Origin of the sequence: Inquilinus sp. 2KB_23, assembly GCF_052115705.1 — a bacterium.
GTDB lineage: Bacteria > Pseudomonadota > Alphaproteobacteria > DSM-16000 > Inquilinaceae > Inquilinus > Inquilinus ginsengisoli_A.
Map to the genome: position 1 here is coordinate 19,881 of NZ_JBFRHF010000021.1, position 16,858 is coordinate 36,738.

Consider the following 16,858-nt stretch of genomic DNA (forward strand, 5'->3'; position numbering starts at 1 on the left):
CATGCCCTCGCGGCACAGGGTGGCGAGCTTGCACCCTTGGCCGACGGCCTCAGTCCCCAGCGCCAACGACGTTGATCCAGATCAGGGCATTCCCGCCGGGTTTCTGGCTCCCTGTGCTCGATGGCAAGGCATGGAGAGCCAGTTGGCACACCGAAGCACAACGATCGTGGGCATTCTGCTCGCCGGCCTTGCCGCCGGCGGCGCCTGGTATTTCGCACAACACCGCGGTGGTGCCCAAGAGCTGATCCTTTACGGCAACGTGGACATCCGTCAGGTCGACCTTGCCTTCAACGCAGAAGGACCGCTGCTCAAGCTCGAGAAGGAGGAGGGAGACGTCGTGCGCGCGGGCGAGCTCCTGGCCGAGCTCGAACCCGACGTTTACGAGAACCTCGTCTCCCTGGCCTCGGCGCGGGTCGACGCGCAGCAAGCCGCGCTCGACAAGGCCCTCGCGGGGAACCGCAAGGAGGATATCGAGCGGGCCCAGGCCGATGCCGCGGCGGCGCGGGCGACGATGGAGAATGACCGCATCACCTTCCAACGGAAGGCCGAGCTGCTGAGCACCGCCAGCGGGTCGCGCCAGGCCTATGACGACGCCAAGGCGGCGTTCGATGAAGCGACGGCCCGGACACTGGCCGTCGACAAGGCGGCGGAGGTGATGCGTCTCGGCAGCCGGCAGGAGGACATCGACGGCGCCCGGGCGGCATTGCAGGCCGATCGGGCAGCGCTGGCCCTGGCCGAGAACCGGCTGGCGCGGACCAAGCTCCATGCCCCAGCAGATGGAGTCATTCTCTCACGCATCGCAGAACCTGGGGCGATCCTCGCACCGACCTCTCCGGTCTACACGCTGGCGATGACCGATCGCGTCTGGGTGCGCAGTTATGTGCCGGAGGCTGCGCTTGGTCAGGCGGTGCCCGGCCGGAGCGTGAGCGTCCACACGGACAGCCGGCCCGGCACCGCTTATCACGGCTGGATCGGCTACGTCGCGCCAACAGCGGAATTTACCCCGAAAAGCATCGAGACACCCGAACTCCGCACCCAGCTTGTCTATCGCCTGCGGATCTTCGTCACGGCACCTGACGATGGCCTGCGGCAGGGCATGCCGGTGACGATCCGGCTCGATCCCGCAAAGGAGGACGCGCCGTGAACGACACTCCGGTCATCACCCTGGATGCCGTGGTCAAGCGCTTCTCTCGCGGTCGTAATGCGGTGGTCGCGCTCGACCAGGTGTCCGCCCGGATCCCGGATCGTCGGCTCACCGGTCTCGTCGGTCCGGACGGCGCCGGCAAGACGACCCTTATGCGGCTGGTGGCCGGACTGATCCGCCTGGATGGCGGACAGATCACCGTGCTCGGACGGGACGGTGTCCGACAAGCGGCGGAGAACCAGGCCGAGATCGGCTATATGCCGCAGCGCTTCGGCCTGTATGAGGATCTCACGGTCGATGAGAACCTGCGGCTCTATGCCGATCTGCACCGGCTGTCCGCGGAGGTCCGGGAGGGCCGGGTGCAGGAACTGCTCCGCTTCACCGATCTGGCACGTTTCGGCAGCCGCTTGGCCGGTCAGCTTTCGGGCGGGATGAAGCAGAAGCTGGGGCTGGCCTGCTGCCTCCTCTCGCGGCCACGCCTGCTGCTGCTGGATGAGCCGTCCGTCGGTGTGGATCCGGTCTCCCGACGGGAGCTTTGGCAGATTGTCCGCAGGCTGGTCGACGATGGCGTGCCGGTGCTGTGGAGCACCGCCTATCTCGACGAGGCAGAACGCTGCGACGAGGTGCTTCTGCTCGACGGAGGCCATCTGGTCGGGGCTGGAACCCCGGAATCGTTTACTGCATCGATCGTCGGACGGAGCTTCCTGATCAAGGCCGAGGCGACGGGACGGCGTGCCCTCCAGCGGCGCCTGCTGCGCGCGCCTGGGGTGCTCGATGCAGTGATTCAGGGCGGCAATGTCCGGCTGCTCCTTGCGCCCGAAGCCATCTTGCCCGATGGCATCGCCGCCGCGCCGGTCGCACCGCGGTTCGAGGACGCCTTCGTTACAGTGCTAAGGCAACGGGACCGAGGGCCGATGCCTGCCGCCGAGGCGCCGGCCGAAGCCCTGGCCGCGGACGCCGAGCCGGCGATCGTGACATCGGGCCTGGTCCGCCGGTTCGGCAACTTTCGTGCGGTGGACAACGTCAGCTTTGCCGTGGCGCGCGGCGAGATCTTCGGCCTCCTGGGGCCGAACGGGGCCGGGAAATCTACCATCTTCCGCATCCTCTGTGGGCTCCTGGCTGCTTCGGAGGGAGTTGCGAAGGTTGCGGGAATGGACCTGAGCCGTGGGCGGGCGGAGGCGCGGGGTCGCCTGGGCTACATGGCCCAGCGCTTCTCGCTCTATGGCGACCTCACCGTGCGGCAGAATCTGGAATTCTTCGGCGGAGCCTATGGCCTGTCCGGGGTGCGTCTCGCTGCTGCCATCGATCGGTCCCTCTCCGGCTTCGATCTTGCCGCCGCGGCGAATGACCGGCCCTCGGAGCTGCCGCTCGGCTTCAAGCAGCGGCTCGCCCTCGCGGCCGCGCTGATCCACGATCCGCAGATCCTGTTCCTGGATGAGCCGACCAGCGGCGTCGATCCGCTGACCCGGCGCGAATTCTGGAGCCGGATCGGGGGCCTGGCCGATCAGGGTGTCACAGTTCTGGTGACCTCCCATTTCATGGAGGAGGCGGAGTATTGCGACCGCCTGGCGGTGATCTACCGCGGGCGGATCGCGGCCCTGGGGTCGCCGGATGCGATCAAGGCGGCGAACGCGACGGTCGAGCAGCCGGATCCGACGCTGGAAGAGGCCTTCATCCGGCTGATCACGGCCCAGGACCAGGCGGTCGCGGCGTGATGGCCGGGCTGTCCGTCCAGCGTCTGGCCGGCCTGGTGCGCAAGGAGGTGTTGCAGATCCTGCGCGATCCATCCTCGGTGATGATCGCACTGGTGATGCCGGTGGTACTGCTGCTCCTGAACGGCTTCGGCCTGTCGCTCGACGCGCGCGACGTGCCCTTCGGGGTGGTGATCGAGAGCCCCTCGCCGGACACGGCCGGGCTCTACGCTGCCTTTGCGAATTCCGGCTACCTGCGCGCGACGGCTTACCGCTCTGCCGGAGAGGCGGAAACGGCGCTGACGTCGCGGGAGATCCGAGGCTTTGCAGTGCTGAGAGGGGATTTCAGCCGCCAGGCCGTCGCCCTGCAGGAGCCGGCCCGGATCCAGCTCATCGTCGACGGGGTGGACGCCAACACGGCGCGGCTGGTCGAAGGCTATGCCGGCGGCGCGATCCGGGTGTGGCTGGGCGGGCTGGAGGGCCGCCGGGCCGCAGCGGCACCCCTGATCCTGGAGCTGCGCAACTGGTTCAATCCGCAGCTGCGCAGCACGGACTTCATCGTTCCCGGGCTGATCGCGCTGATCATGACGCTGATCGGCGCGCTCCTGACGGCGCTGGTGGTTTCGCGCGAGTGGGAGCGGGGAACGATGGAGGCGCTATTGGTTACCCCGGTGCGCACCATCGAGTTGCAGCTGGGCAAGCTGATCGCGTATTTCGGCCTCGGCCTGGCTGGGCTGGCTGTCTCGCTCGCGCTCGCCATTTTCCTGTTCCAGGTGCCGTTCCGTGGCTCCTTCGGTGCCCTTCTCCTGGTCTCTGCCGTGTTCCTGCTGTCTGCACTCGGCATGGGACTGTTGATCTCGACCTGGGCGCGCAACCAATTCGTCGCCGCACAGATCGCCTTCATCGTCACCTATATGCCGGCGGTGATCCTGTCGGGGCTGCTGTTCGACATCGCCTCCATGCCCGGATGGGTCCAGGCCGTCACCCGGGTGGTCGCCGCACGCTACTACGTCGATGCCCTGCAGACACTGTTCCTGGCCGGCGACGTCTGGCCCGTGCTGCTGCCGGATCTCGCAGCAATGGGCGGCTTCGCCGCCTTTTTCTTCGCCGTCACGCTCATCAACACTCGCCGCCGGCTGGACTGAGCCATGTGTGGTCGAATCCGCGCGCTGATCGTCAAGGAATTTCGGGCTCTGCTGCAGGACCGCAGGATGCGGCTGGTTCTGATCGTGCCGCCGCTGCTGCAGCTGGTGCTGTTCGCCAACGCCGCAACCTTCGAGATCGCCGGCGTCTCCCTCGGAATCTGGGACGAAGACGGCAGCCGGCCGGCAGCCGAACTGATCGACCGCTTCGCCCGGTCGCCGGCCTTTGATCTCACTGCGGTGTACGACCAGCCGGAGGAGGTCGCCGCCGGCATCACCGAGCAGCACGTCACTGCCGTCCTGCATCTCGGCCAGCGCTTCTCGGCCGATCTGCTCTCAGGTCAGGCCGCCGATCTCCAACTAATAATCGACGCCAGGCGGTCGAACACGGCGATGATCGTTGGGAGTTACGCCCAGTCCATCATCGACGGCTACACCCAGGACCTTGCCACCCTCGCCCGGCGACCGGGAGGCGTTGCGGTGGTATCGAGGGCCTGGTTCAACCCGAACCTGTCGAGCCGCTGGTTCATCCTTCCCGGCCTCGTCGTGCTGCTCAGCTTTGTCACCGTGGTGCTGACGACTGCGCTTTCGGTCGCCCGCGAGCGCGAACTCGGCACGTTCGATCAACTGCTGGTCACACCGATGAGGCCGATGGAGATCGTCATCGGCAAGACCGTTCCGACCTTCGCAATCGGTGTCTCCGAGGCCGCCCTGCTGGTCGCGGTGGTGGTCGTCGCCTACGGTGTCCCCTTCGTCGGCAGTGCTGCCCTGCTGGTCCTGTCGCTTGCCATCTTCCTCCTCTCCGGCATCGGCATCGGGCTGGCGATCTCGTCGGTCGCCAAGACCCAGCAGCAGGCGATCCTCGGCGTCTTCCTGTTCCTGGCGCCGGCGATGATCCTGTCCGGCTTCGCCACCCCGGTCGAGAACATGCCCGGCTGGTGCCGGGCACTCACGCTGCTCGACCCGATTCGCTACATGCTGGTCGTGGCGAGGGGCGTATTCCTGCAAGACATGGCCTGGGATGTCGCGGCCGGCCAGATCTGGCCGATGGCCGCGATCGGCCTTGCCACGCTCATCACCGCGACCTGGCTGTTTCGTGGGCGGCTCGAGTAGCTCAGCGGGGGCTGCCCCCGGATTGGGGCGCCAGTCACTGCGTTCAGCGCCTGAGATCGAGCAGCCGGGTGGATTTGACGAACTGAAGCACCACGACGGTAGCGGCGCCTGCAGCAGCGACGAGGGCCAGATCGTCGAGGTGCAGCGTGCCGAAGTCGAAGAGGTCGCGGGCGAATGGCAGGTAGACGGCCAGGCCGAGCATCATCATGGTGATACCCACAACCCAGCGGAAAGCCACGTTCGGCCGTAGCAGGGAGCGGAGAGTGGGGCTGAAGGAGCGGTTGACGAGGATCAGCCCGAAATTGGCCAGGACCAGTGAGGCGAAGGTCAGCGCCCGGAGGTCTGCCGTGGCCAGCCCGTTGTGCAGTCCGATCAGGTAGATCGCGCCGACCAGCAGCAGCGCGGTGAGGCCGTCGAGCACGCCCCAGGCGAGGAGGTCGCGAGACAGCAGCGGGGCCGCTGCCGGCCGGGGCGGACGCGCCATCACGTCCTCTTCCTCGGACTCGCTTTCGAAGACCAGGGCGCAGACAGGGTCGATGACGAGCTCCAGGAAGGCGATGTGGAGTGGCTCGAGCACGATCGGCCAGCCGAACAGCAGCGGCAGCAGGGCGAGCCCCGCGATCGGGATGTGGACCGCCAGGATGAAGCCCATCGCCTTGCGCAGATTGTCGTAGATCCGCCGGCCGAGACGGATCGCCTGGACGATCGAGCCGAAATCGTCGTCGAGCAGGACGATGGCAGAGGCCTCCCGCGCCACGTCTGTGCCCCGGCCACCCATGGCAATTCCGATATGGGCCGCCTTCAGCGCCGGGGCATCGTTGACCCCGTCGCCTGTCATGGCGACGATCTCGCCGCGTGCCTTGAAGGCCTGGACCAGGCGCAGCTTCTGCTCGGGCATGATCCGGGCGAAGATCCCGGCATTGGCGATCCGGCCGGCGAGGTCGGCATCGGACAGATCGTCGATCATCTGCCCCGTCATCACGCCGAGGGTGTCGTCGAACCCGGCCTCACGGGCGATCGCCTGCGCCGTGACCGGATGGTCGCCGGTGATCATCGCGACCTTGATTCCTGCCCGCCGGCACTCACGGATGGCTTCGGGGACGCCCGGGCGGACAGGGTCGGCAAGGCCGACCAGCCCGACGAACTCGAACGCGAAGCCTTGCGGCGTCGGCGGCCAGTCCGAACCGCCGGACAAGGCCCGGGCGACACCCAGGACCCGCATGCCCCGGGCCGCCATGGCCTCGGCATCCCGCCGGATTCGAGCTGCCAGGGATGGATCGGTCCGGCAAAGCTGGATGATGGCCTCTGGTGCACCCTTGGTGGCGACGAGACAGGCTGGCTCGCCGGGAACGCGCCACACGCGGGTCACAGCGAGGAGGTCGGGCCGCAAGCCGTAGTGGTGCGCCGGCTGCCAGCCTTCGTGGCCGGCCGCGGCTTGCGGGAGATATCGGCCTTCCGCCCGCTGCAGTGCCTGTTCCATCGGATCGAAGGGGTGGCGGTCGCTGGCCAGGACCGCGGTCTCGAGGACCAGGCGCAGCCCATCGGGCAAGACTTCTCCATCGTCCTCGCGAGGCCGGAAGGTCTCGCCAGCGGCACGAAGCTCGCCGACCGACATCCGGTTGAGGGTGAGCGTTCCCGTCTTGTCCGTGCAGAGGACGGTTGCGGCGCCGAGAGTCTCGATCGCCGGAGCCCGTCGGGTCAGCACATGCACCCGGGCAATGCGCCAGGCCCCCATGATCAGGAACACCGTCAGGACCAGCGGAAACTCCTCCGGCAGCATTGCCATGGCCAGCGTGATTCCAGCCAGCGCCGCCTCCAGCCAGGACCCGCGCAGGATCCCGTACAGGAGGGCGGCCGTGATGCTGAGGCTCAGTCCGCCGATCGCGAAGACCTGCACGAGGCGGCGCGTCTGGCGGGCCAGCGGGCTGGTGCCGGCCTCCAATGTGGTCAGGGCCTGCCCGATGCGCCCGATCCGGCTGCGGATGCCGGTCGCGGCGGCTTCCGCCAGCCCGCTGCCGCGCACGACCATGCTGCCGGAGAAGACGAACGGCGTGTCGTCACCGCCGGGCTCGCCCATGGGCATCGGCCGATCGGCGTGGCGCTTGCGCACGGGGACGGACTCACCCGTCAGATGGGACTCGTCGAGCAGGAGGTCCTGGCCCGAGACCAGCACGGCATCGGCTGCCACACGCTCGCCCTCGGTGAGACTGAAGACGTCGCCGCGCACCAGGTCGCGGCTGTCGATGCGCTGGCGCCGGCCGGAGCGCAGCACGTCGACCTTCGGCGTGGCGAGGGTCTCGAGCGCCTGGACCGCCCTCTCGGTCCGGTTCTCTTGGGCGATAGCCATGCCGATGGTGACGATGACGCAGCTCAGCAGGGCCCAGGCCTCGGTCCGCTCGCCCAGCACCAGATACAGGGCGCCGGCGGCGATGAGCAGCAGGAACATCGGCTCGCGGCCGACATCGAGCGCGATCCGAAACAACGTGCGGCGCGGACCACAGGGCAAGGCGTTCGGACCCTCCGTCTCGAGGCGGGCCTTCGCCTCGGCTGCCGTGAGGCCTTCGGCTACGACGGATTCGGCGGTGCTCATGACGGCTTCCATTCGCTGGATCATGATGCCGGATTGTCGTTCGCCGGGGCGCCCACCGCTCTGATTCAGATCAAGCGAGCCGTTCGGCCTGGGACCTTCGTGTTTGATCTGCATCAAGGCCGGACGGGGTGGCGACCGTGAGGATCCCGCCGGCGAGGGTCCGCGGGATCTTGCCCGAAGCCCGGCTCAGCACGGCAGCTGACGAGAGGATGCGATGTCGATCCGCAATCTGGATGCCCTGTTCCGCCCAAGCTCGATCGCCCTGATCGGGGCCAGCCGGCGCCCGGGCACTGTCGGCGCGGTGCTGGCCCGCAACCTGTTCGCCGGTGGCTTCGACGGGCCGGTGATGCCGGTCAATCCGCAGGCGCGGTCGATCGGCAGTGCGCTGGCCTATGCGTCGGTCGCCGACCTGCCGGTGACGCCGGATCTGGCGGTGATCGCTACGCCGCCGGCGACCGTGCCCGGCCTGATCGCCGAACTCGGCGCCCGGGGCACCCGCGCCGCCGTGGTCGTGACCGCCGGCTTCGGCGCAGGCCCTGGTCAGACAGATGGTGTGGCGCTGCGTCAGGCGGTGCTGGACGCGGCCCGGCCGCATTTGCTGCGCGTCCTCGGGCCGAATTGCCTGGGGCTCATGGCACCGCACCACGGCGTCAACGCCAGCTTCGCCCATATCTCGCCGCTGCCGGGTGACCTGGCCTTCGTCAGCCAGTCGGGCGCGATCGCAACGGCGGTGCTGGACTGGGCCACCCATCGGGGCATCGGGTTCAGCCATATCGTCTCGCTCGGTGATATGGCCGATGTCGATTTCGGCGACCTGCTGGACTGGCTGGCCGCCGATGGCCGCACCCGGGCGATCCTGCTCTACGTCGAAGCCGTGACTCATGCCCGCAAGTTCATGTCGGCCGGTCGCATCGCCGCCCGGACCAAGCCGGTGGTGGCGATCAAGGCCGGCCGCACCGAGGCCGCGGCGCGGGCCGCCGCCAGCCACACCGGCGCCCTGGCCGGATCGGATGCGGTCTACGACGCTGCCTTCCGCCGCGCCGGCATGCTGCGGGTGTTCGACCTGGCCGAGCTGTTCGACGCGGTCGAGACTCTGGCCAGCCGCCTGCATGTTGATGGCGATCGGCTGGCGGTCATGACCAATGGCGGCGGTGCCGGTGTGCTGGCGACGGAGGCGCTGGGAGAGTCCGGCGGCACCATGGCGGAGCTGGCGGCCGGGACCATGGCTCGGCTGGATGCGGTGCTGCCGCCGACCTGGAGTCACGGCAACCCGGTCGACATCGTCGGAGATGCGACGGGCGAGCGCTATGCCCACGCGCTCGATGCAATGCTGGCCGATCCCGGCAAGGACGCGGTGCTGGTGATGAACTGCCCGACCGCGGTGGCCGACCCGATCGATGCGGCGCGGGCGGTGGTCCAGTCGGTGAACAACGCAGCGACGCGCGATGGGGCGCGGCCGCCGGTGCTGACCTGCTGGCTCGGCGAGGGTGCCGCCGCAGCCGCGCGACGGCTATTCGCCGAGCACCGGATCCCCAGCTACGCCACGCCCGGACAGGCGGCGCGGGCCTTCATGCACCTCGCCCGCTATCGGCGGAACCAGAAGCTGTTGATGGAGACGCCGCCGGCGTTGCCGCAGGACTTCGCACCCGATCCGGCGGCCGCCAGGGCGGTGATTGCCGCGGCCCTGGCCGGGGGGCGGACGATGCTGACCGAGCCCGAGTCCAAGCAGGTGCTGGAGGCCTATCGAATCCCGGTGATCCGGACCCGGAGCGTCGCGGCGGACCCGGCGGCAGCCGCAGAGGCCGCGAGTAGTTTTTCAGGCCCGGTGGCGCTGAAGATCCTGTCGCCCGACATCACTCACAAATCCGATCTCGGCGGGGTCCGGCTGAATCTGCAGGGGGCAGAGCAGGTCTGCATTGCCGCGCGTGAGATGCTTGCGACGATCGGAAAGGCCGCGCCCGATGCCCGGCTGCTCGGATTCACCGTGCAGGAGATGGCGCGCAAGCCCGACGCGCATGAGCTGATCCTCGGAATCGGCCAGGATCGCCTGTTCGGTCCGACCATCCTGTTCGGCCATGGCGGCACCGCGGTCGAGGTGCTGCGCGACAGCGCCGTGGCCCTGCCGCCCCTGAACGGCGTGCTGGCCCACGACCTGGTGGCGCGCACCAGGGTGTGGCGCCTGCTCCAAGGCTACCGGTCCCGACCTAAGGCCGATCTCGATGCTGTGGTCCTGACGTTGATGAAGCTGTCGCAGCTCGCCGCCGACCTGTCCGAGGTGGTGGAGCTCGACATCAATCCGCTGCTCGCCGACGGCGATGGGGTTTTGGCGCTCGACGCCCGAATCCGGGTGCAGCCGCCGCTGCCGCCCGGCACGCCGCGCTTCGCCATCCGCCCCTATCCGCAGCACCTGGTGCAGTGCTTCGCCCTTCACGACGGGCTGGCGGTCACGCTGCGTCCGGTCCGGCCGGAGGATGAGTCGGCGATGCGCGAGATGCTGCAGCGGTCCAGCCCGGACGACATTCGGCTGCGCTTCTTCGGCCCTATGCGGACATTCGACCATGAATTCGCCGCCCGGCTGACCCAGATCGACTACGATCGCGAGATGGCGCTGGTGGCCGAGGCGGAGGAGGGTGGTCGCGCCGTGCTCCTCGGGGCGGTCCGCATCATTGCCGACCCGGACAACATATCCGCCGAGTACGGCATCATGGTGCGCTCCGACCTGAAGGGGCAGGGGCTGGGCTACCGGCTGATGACCGAGATCATCGCCTATGCTCGCAGCCGGGGGCTGGCGCGCATCTTCGGCGAGGTCCTGCGCGAGAACACCACCATGCTCCGCATGGTCGAGGAGCTTGGCTTCGCTCGCGAAGACGTGCCGGAGGAACCCGGGCTGGTGCGTGTGACCATTGTCCTCGACGCTTGATCCATCTCAAGGCCCGGCCGTTCGGCGCGGGGCAGGATGCCTTTGCGACCGGCGGCACCTCTGCGGCAGACCGTGCGGCGCATTGCTTGGAATTCGGGAGATGGCCATGCCGATCCGCAAGATCCTGGTGCCCGTCACGGGCAAGCTGAACGACGACAGTCTGCTCGATGCCGCGTTGGCGATGGCGCGGGAGCAGTCCGCGGCAATCGAGTTGCTCTATCTGCGTCCCTCCGTTGTGGGCAACTTTCCCGGCTGGGAATTCGACTACGGGGCCTGGAGCGAGGAGTACCAGGCCTCGATCGAAGCTTCGGTGCAGGAGGCCACCACCGCCGCGCACCGCTACTTCGATGGCTGGCGTCACCGAAATCATCTCGGTGGCGAGTCCGATGCGCCAGCGCTCGCCTGGCGGGAGCAGACCGGCATCGACGCCGATCTGATCGGCGCGGCCGGCCGGGTGTGCGACCTCATCGTCACCCGCGGTCCCGAGAACACCGCCACGGCCTGGGCGCGTGAGGTCTTCGAGGGCGCGCTGCTGGCCTCCGGCCGGCCGGTCCTGATGGTGCCCGACACGCCGTTCCTCAGCCGCACCGATACGGTCCTGATCGCCTGGAACGACAGCGTCCAGTCGGCGCGGGCGGTGGCGGGGGCCCTGCCGCTGCTGAGCGATCGGAAATGGATCAAGATCGTCACCTTCCTGGACGAGATTGGGCAGGAGGTGAAGCTCGATCCGATCAAGGCCTATTTCCAGCGGCACGGGATCATGGTCGAGACCGAGGCGAAGCCGCTCGACGGCCGTCTCGTCGGCCAGGCGATCCTGGACGAGGTGGACCGCATGCAGGCCGGTCTGCTGGTGATGGGCGCCTACACCCACAGCAAAGTGCGGGAGATGGTCTTCGGGGGCACCACCCGGGACATTCTCGAGCAATCCCGGATCGGGGTTGTCCTGGCACATTGATTTATCCGGCGGACCGATCCGTGAACGGGCCCTGTGCCGACCGGCGCAGGGCCCGTTTCGCATGGAGAGCGAGCCGGAACGGAAGCCCCCATTCGCTGGAGATCCTATTGATCTGGGTCAAGGCTGAAGCGCGCCGGAGGCCCTAGGAATCTCCTGTCAACCCTTGCACAGGAGGCTGGTGATGACCGGCAAGAATGAAGAGCTTCGTCGGAACGTGCTGAACGAGCTGGCGTGGGATCCGACGTTTGACGCGACCCACATCGGCGTCGCGGCCGACCAGGGTGTGGTGACCCTCACCGGGCACGTCGCAACCTACGCGGAGAAGATCGCGGCTGAGCGGGCGGCCAAGCGCGTCGTCGGCGTGCATGGCATCGCCGAGGAGATCGAGGTGCGGCCGGCCACTGCCAAGAAGACGAAGGACGACGAGATCGCCGAACGGGCCGTTCGCATCTTGCAATGGGATGTCTCGGTGCCGGCAGATCGCGTCACGGTCAAGGTCGAGAAGGGCTGGGTGACCCTCACCGGTACCGTCGACTGGAACTACCAGCGGGGTGCGGCGGCGGCCGATGTCCAGAAGCTCAGCGGCGTCGTCGGCCTGACCAACCTCATTGTGATCAAGCCGGCGGTTCGCGCCGCGGATGTGCGGCAGAAGATCGAGGATGCGTTCCGGCGGAATGCGGCGCTCGACGCCAGCGAGATCAAGATCTCCGCAGCTGACGGCACCGTCCTGTTGAACGGCCGCGTCCGGAACTGGGCGGAGCGCAACGCCGCGGAACGGGCCGCCTGGTCCGCGGCCGGTGTCACCGCCGTCGAAGACCATCTGCTGATCGGGTAGGTGCGGCGATCCCGACAACCGCAACGACGCGCCGATTGTCCCCAAGTCGCGATCGGCGCGTCCCCGCATCCCCTATCGAGGCTGCTGCCATGGCTCCCGCCCTACACTTCCACGGCGCCGCCGGCACCGTTACTGGATCCTGCCTGCTGCTGGAGACCAGTCGCGGCCGGATGCTGGTCGACTGCGGCCTCTTCCAGGGGTCGAAGACCCTCAAGGGCCTCAACTACATCGGCTTTCCGTTCCGGCCGGCCCAGGTGGACTGCGTCTTGCTGACCCATGCCCACATCGACCACAGCGGCCTGATTCCGAAGCTTGCTCGCGACGGCTTCCGCGGTCCGGTCTATGCCACCCGCGGCACGATCGATTTGTGCGGGGTGATGTTGCCGGATTCAGGGCACATCCAGGAATCGGAGGTGCTCACGCTCAATCAGCGGAACCAGCGCCGCGGCCGGCCGAAGGTGACGCCGATCTACACGGTGGCGGATGCGCAGGCGACCCTCGCAGCCTTCCGCGCCGTCGACTATGAGACGTGGTTCGAGCCGCTGCCCGGCGTCCGCGCGCGGTACTGGAACGCGGGCCACATCCTGGGGTCGGCTTCGATCGAGATCGAGCTGGCCGGCGAAGACGGCAAACCGCTCCGCCTGCTCGTCTCCGGCGACCTGGGGCCGGACGTCGGAATGCTCCAGACCGATCGGCGCTCGCCTGCGGATATCGACATCCTGGTCTGCGAAGCGACCTATGGCGACGTGGACCGGCCGGCGATCACGCCGGAGGCGCGGCGCGAGCATCTTGCTTCCGAAGTCAGGAAGGCCATGACGCCCCAGGGCGTGCTGATCATTCCCGCCTTCGCGGTCGAGCGGACGCAAGAGCTCATCCTCGACTTGGTGCGCCTCATGGACCAGGGCATCGTCCCGAAGTCACCGATCTATGTCGACTCGCCGCTCGCGATCCGGGCCACTGACGTCTTCCTGCGCAACCATCTGGCGCTGGAGGACGGCCCAGACTTCGCCCGGGCGCTGAAGTCGAGGCAAATCCACTTCGCCGAGACGCCGGACCAGAGCCGTGCGATCAACGACATCGACGGATTCAGGATCGTCATCGCCGCGAGCGGCATGTGCGACGCGGGGCGCATCCGGCATCACTTGAAGCGTCACCTTTGGAACCCGGCCGCCACGATCCTCCTGACTGGCTTTCAGGCCCAGGGGACCCTTGGCCGATTGCTGCAGGACGGCGCCAAGGCAGTTCGAATCCAGGGCGAGGATTTCCAGGTCCGCGCGCGGATCCGCATGATCGAAGACTATTCCGGCCATACCGACGGGCCAGAACTCGCCCGCTGGATCCTCGATCGCCAACCGATCCACCAAGCTGTCTTCCTCGTGCACGGGGAGCGTCTGGCCCTGGCGGCCATGAAGGAACGGGTCGTGGAAGGCGTGGATCCGCCGCCGACGGTGCTGCTGCCACAGCTTGACGACGGTTATCGGCTGCAGCCCGGTGGCCCCGAGTTGATTCCCATGTCCCAGCGGCCGCGGATCCTGCCGGAGGCTGTATCGAGCCTCGATTGGCACAATGAACGCGCCCGGCTCCTGCTCGACATCGATGCCCGCCTCGAGGCGGCCAACCACGATCGCGCCCGAAGCGCAGTCCTCCGCCATCTCCGGAATGCCTTGGACGAAAGCTGAGGTCCGGTTGATCTGGATCAACGCTCCGGCTGGGGCGAGATGGTGAATTGAGGAGAGCGGCGAACCACGACACCTCGCCCAAACAGGAGAAGACCTGCCATGTCGATCCGCCAGATACTGTGTCCCTTCGCGGGCATGCCGCGGGACGATATGCTGGATGTCGCGGCGGCGATCGCCCGTCGGCATGAGGCGGAACTCGAGTGCCTCTACTTCTGCCGGCCGGCAGACTGGTCCGACCGCTTTTTCGGCGAAATCTTCGCGCCGGGATGGACGGAGGATTTCACTGAGACCCTGAGCAAGGAGATGCGTGCGTCGGCCGACCGCGCCCGGATCTGGTTCGAGGAGTGGCGCGAACGGGACCGGATCCGGTGCCGGCACAGCCACGACCCGGCGGCGCCGGGGCCCGTCCGCTGGACGGAGTGTCCGCTGCCCTTCGGCGAAGCCGTTGGGCCAGCCGGCCGCGCCGCCGACCTGATCGTGGTGGCGAAGGCGGAACGGGGACGACCCTCGGTCGCCGACCGGATCTTCGAGACCGCTCTGTTGACGACAGGGCGGCCCGTTCTCCTCGTTCCCGGCCGGAATGTCATGAACCATTGCGCGTCCGCCGTAATCGCCTGGAACAACAGTCCCCAGGCGGCGAGGGCGGTCGCCGGCGCCCTCCCTCTTCTCAAGGGGTGCTGGAAGATCAAGCTGCTCGCGGTCCAGGAGGACGGTGTGGCTCCCCCGCTCCAGCCGCTCCAGGCCTATCTCGCGCTCCATGGGCTTCGGGCGGATGTGGAAGTTCGCAAGGCGGACGACCTGACCATCGGCGAAACCTTGATCATGGCGGCGGACGAGGCCCATGCCGATCTGCTCATCATGGGTGCCTACTCGCATGACCGGACGCGGGAGAGGATCTTCGGCGGCACGACGCGCGAGGTGATGCGGGATGCGCGCACGCTTGTCCTGTGGTCGAGCTGACCGGCCGCCACGACGCTGATGGAGACGACCATGACGATTTTTGGATCGCGGGAACAGGCGATCGAGGCGGCCTTCCGGCACGACCAGGATCTGGCGTTCCGCATTCGGACGCGTCGGAACCGCCTGCTCGGCTTGTGGGTGGCCGAACTGATCGGCCTGGTCGGAGCCGCAGCCGATGCCTATGCCGCAGAACTCGTGACGATAGGTGTTGAACAACCACAGAAACGGGATGTCGTCCGCAAAGTTCAGGAGGATCTCCTGGCCCACGGTATCAAGCTGTCGACCTATCGCCTGAACCACAAGCTGGATAACCTGGAACGGCTCGCCGGCCATCAGCTCGTTGGCGAGACCGATAAGGCCTAGGCAGAAGCCAGACTATCCGCTTAGTTTGGATAATGGTTCCCCTTCATCCAGCGGGCTGATGTCCCCAGGCGACAAAGCCTGGGACGGCAAAACCGGCGGGCCCGAACCCATAGTTGAGAAGACCGCTATCCGGTGTCGTCACTGCGCCCCCTGCCGCGGCCAGGATGGCGTGGCCAGCGGCGATGTCCCATTGCGATGTGGGTCCCAACCGCGCATAGAGGTCGGCTCGGCCTTCGGCAATTCGGCAGAACTTCAGGGATGATCCACAGGCAACGCGTCCGGTCACCGATCGCGAACTGAGGAAGGCATCGGTCCTGGGGTCGAAATGCGAGCGGCTGACCATGGCGACGACGCGCCCCGGCTGGGGCTTCCGTGTGCGGATCGGAACGGGCGTGCCTCCATGGGTCGGGCCGGCGCCCGGCGAAAGACGGAGCCGATCGCTTCCTTTGCCGAGGACGCCCCGCCAGATCTTGCCCAGATCAGGCGCGGCGATCACGCCGACCGTCGCGACATGGCCGATGATGAGGCCGATGTTCACCGTGAACTCGCTCCGGCCGGCCAGGTACTCTCGGGTGCCGTCCAGGGGATCGACGAGGATGAAATCTGCCTCGCCCGAATCCGTCCCGGCGGGATCCCACGACTCCTCGGACACCACCCGCATTCCCGGCAGAAGACACGACAGCCCGGCAAGGATCACGTCCTCGGCCGCTTCATCGGCAGCGGTCACTGGGGAAGAATCAGGTTTGCTTCGCCAACCGATATGGGATCGATCAAACGAGAGGATCGTGGTTGCAGCGTGCGAGGCGAGGGCGGTCAACTCGTCGAGGAACCGCGGGCTCGAAAATTCGGCCGGGCAGACCGGGTGCTCGATGGCCGGGAGCAGGTTCTCATTGATGGGCATCAAGTGATCCGGCGAAAGGATTCGCGACATTGATCTCCTCCAGGCGGTCGAGCAGAGGACGCTGGCTGGCCAGGATCTTCTCGCGGGCGGTTGGCAGGTCGAACCATTCGGCCCGATCGACTTCCGGGAAAGACTGAATCCGCCCGCTGTGCGGCGGCCATTCCAACTGGAACTCGCTGCTCCGGATCTGATCGACGTCAAGATCGCCCTCGAGCGTGAAGGTCGAAACCTGCTTGCCGCCGCGCTGGCGGATCCGGCCGAGCGGCCGCAACGGCCCTGGGATCTCGACGCCGAGCTCCTCGGAGAATTCACGCCGGGCCGCGGCCTCGGCGCCCTCACCTTCAGCCAGTTCCCCCTTCGGGATCGACCAGGCGCCGAGATCCTTACGGCGCCAGAACGGCCCGCCGGGATGCACGAGCAGGACGAGCAACCGTCCGCCCAGCCGCTTGTGCATCAGGATCCCGGTACTTTCCGTGGCCATGCGCGTGGCTGCTCCAGCAGGTGGCCGGGCGAGGCCACCGATCGCAAGACACTGCATCAAGCCCATTTGAGCTGGAAGCTGGTG

At 67.6% G+C, this 16,858-nt stretch carries 13 protein-coding genes; 10 read left to right on the forward strand and 3 right to left on the reverse strand.

Annotation, left to right across the window (positions count from 1 at the left end; all coding sequences use genetic code 11):
- Positions 1–130: 130 nt before the first annotated feature.
- The 4 genes from AB4112_RS24430 to AB4112_RS24445 are packed head-to-tail and all read left to right on the forward strand — an operon-like array spanning position 131 to position 5,090.
- Entirely contained in the window at positions 131–1,144 is a 1,014-nt protein-coding gene (locus AB4112_RS24430; protein ID WP_309792126.1) for an efflux RND transporter periplasmic adaptor subunit, read from the forward strand.
- Positions 1,141–2,859: an ATP-binding cassette domain-containing protein gene (locus AB4112_RS24435; protein WP_309792127.1), complete on the forward strand. Its 1,719-nt coding sequence runs from the start codon at positions 1,141–1,143 to the stop codon at positions 2,857–2,859. The genes AB4112_RS24430 and AB4112_RS24435 overlap by 4 nt, the downstream gene beginning before the upstream one ends.
- Positions 2,859–3,980, forward strand: a complete 1,122-nt coding sequence (locus tag AB4112_RS24440) for an ABC transporter permease (RefSeq protein WP_441723511.1) — start codon at positions 2,859–2,861, stop codon at positions 3,978–3,980. The genes AB4112_RS24435 and AB4112_RS24440 overlap by 1 nt, the downstream gene beginning before the upstream one ends.
- A gap of 3 nt (positions 3,981–3,983) precedes the next feature.
- On the forward strand, positions 3,984–5,090 hold the full coding sequence (locus AB4112_RS24445) for an ABC transporter permease (protein ID WP_441723512.1): 1,107 nt from the start codon (positions 3,984–3,986) through the stop codon (positions 5,088–5,090).
- A 43-nt stretch (positions 5,091–5,133) separates the two neighbouring features.
- On the opposite strand, the gene AB4112_RS24450 is transcribed toward AB4112_RS24445, so the two are convergent.
- Positions 5,134–7,680: a cation-translocating P-type ATPase gene (locus AB4112_RS24450; RefSeq protein WP_309792131.1), complete on the reverse strand. Its 2,547-nt coding sequence runs from the start codon at positions 7,678–7,680 to the stop codon at positions 5,134–5,136.
- Positions 7,681–7,894: 214 nt separating this feature from the next.
- Here AB4112_RS24450 and AB4112_RS24455 point away from each other — a divergent pair, with 214 nt between their 5' ends.
- From AB4112_RS24455 to AB4112_RS24480, 6 genes are all read left to right on the forward strand, one after another.
- Positions 7,895–10,600, forward strand: a complete 2,706-nt coding sequence (locus AB4112_RS24455; RefSeq protein WP_441723513.1) for a bifunctional acetate--CoA ligase family protein/GNAT family N-acetyltransferase — start codon at positions 7,895–7,897, stop codon at positions 10,598–10,600.
- 106 nt (positions 10,601–10,706) lie between these two features.
- Positions 10,707–11,555 (forward strand): hypothetical protein, encoded by an 849-nt coding sequence (locus AB4112_RS24460; RefSeq protein WP_441723514.1) that lies wholly within the window; start codon positions 10,707–10,709, stop codon positions 11,553–11,555.
- Between the two features lie 181 nt (positions 11,556–11,736).
- Entirely contained in the window at positions 11,737–12,390 is a 654-nt protein-coding gene (locus AB4112_RS24465; protein ID WP_441723515.1) for a BON domain-containing protein, read from the forward strand.
- Positions 12,391–12,479: 89 nt separating this feature from the next.
- Positions 12,480–14,069: an MBL fold metallo-hydrolase gene (locus tag AB4112_RS24470; RefSeq protein ID WP_441723516.1), complete on the forward strand. Its 1,590-nt coding sequence runs from the start codon at positions 12,480–12,482 to the stop codon at positions 14,067–14,069.
- A 99-nt stretch (positions 14,070–14,168) separates the two neighbouring features.
- Positions 14,169–15,029: a hypothetical protein gene (locus AB4112_RS24475; protein ID WP_441723517.1), complete on the forward strand. Its 861-nt coding sequence runs from the start codon at positions 14,169–14,171 to the stop codon at positions 15,027–15,029.
- Positions 15,030–15,059: 30 nt separating this feature from the next.
- On the forward strand, positions 15,060–15,392 hold the full coding sequence (locus AB4112_RS24480) for a DUF1476 domain-containing protein (RefSeq protein WP_309792138.1): 333 nt from the start codon (positions 15,060–15,062) through the stop codon (positions 15,390–15,392).
- Positions 15,393–15,435: 43 nt separating this feature from the next.
- Here the strand turns inward: AB4112_RS24480 and AB4112_RS24485 are convergent, their stop codons facing one another.
- Together AB4112_RS24485 and AB4112_RS24490 are read right to left on the reverse strand one after the other, a co-directional pair.
- Positions 15,436–16,293 (reverse strand): 3'(2'),5'-bisphosphate nucleotidase CysQ family protein, encoded by an 858-nt coding sequence (locus AB4112_RS24485; protein ID WP_441723518.1) that lies wholly within the window; start codon positions 16,291–16,293, stop codon positions 15,436–15,438.
- Complete coding sequence (locus tag AB4112_RS24490; RefSeq protein WP_441723519.1) at positions 16,280–16,774, reverse strand: NUDIX domain-containing protein; 495 nt, start codon at positions 16,772–16,774, stop codon at positions 16,280–16,282. The genes AB4112_RS24485 and AB4112_RS24490 overlap by 14 nt, the downstream gene beginning before the upstream one ends.
- Between the last annotated feature and the right edge of the window lie 84 nt (positions 16,775–16,858).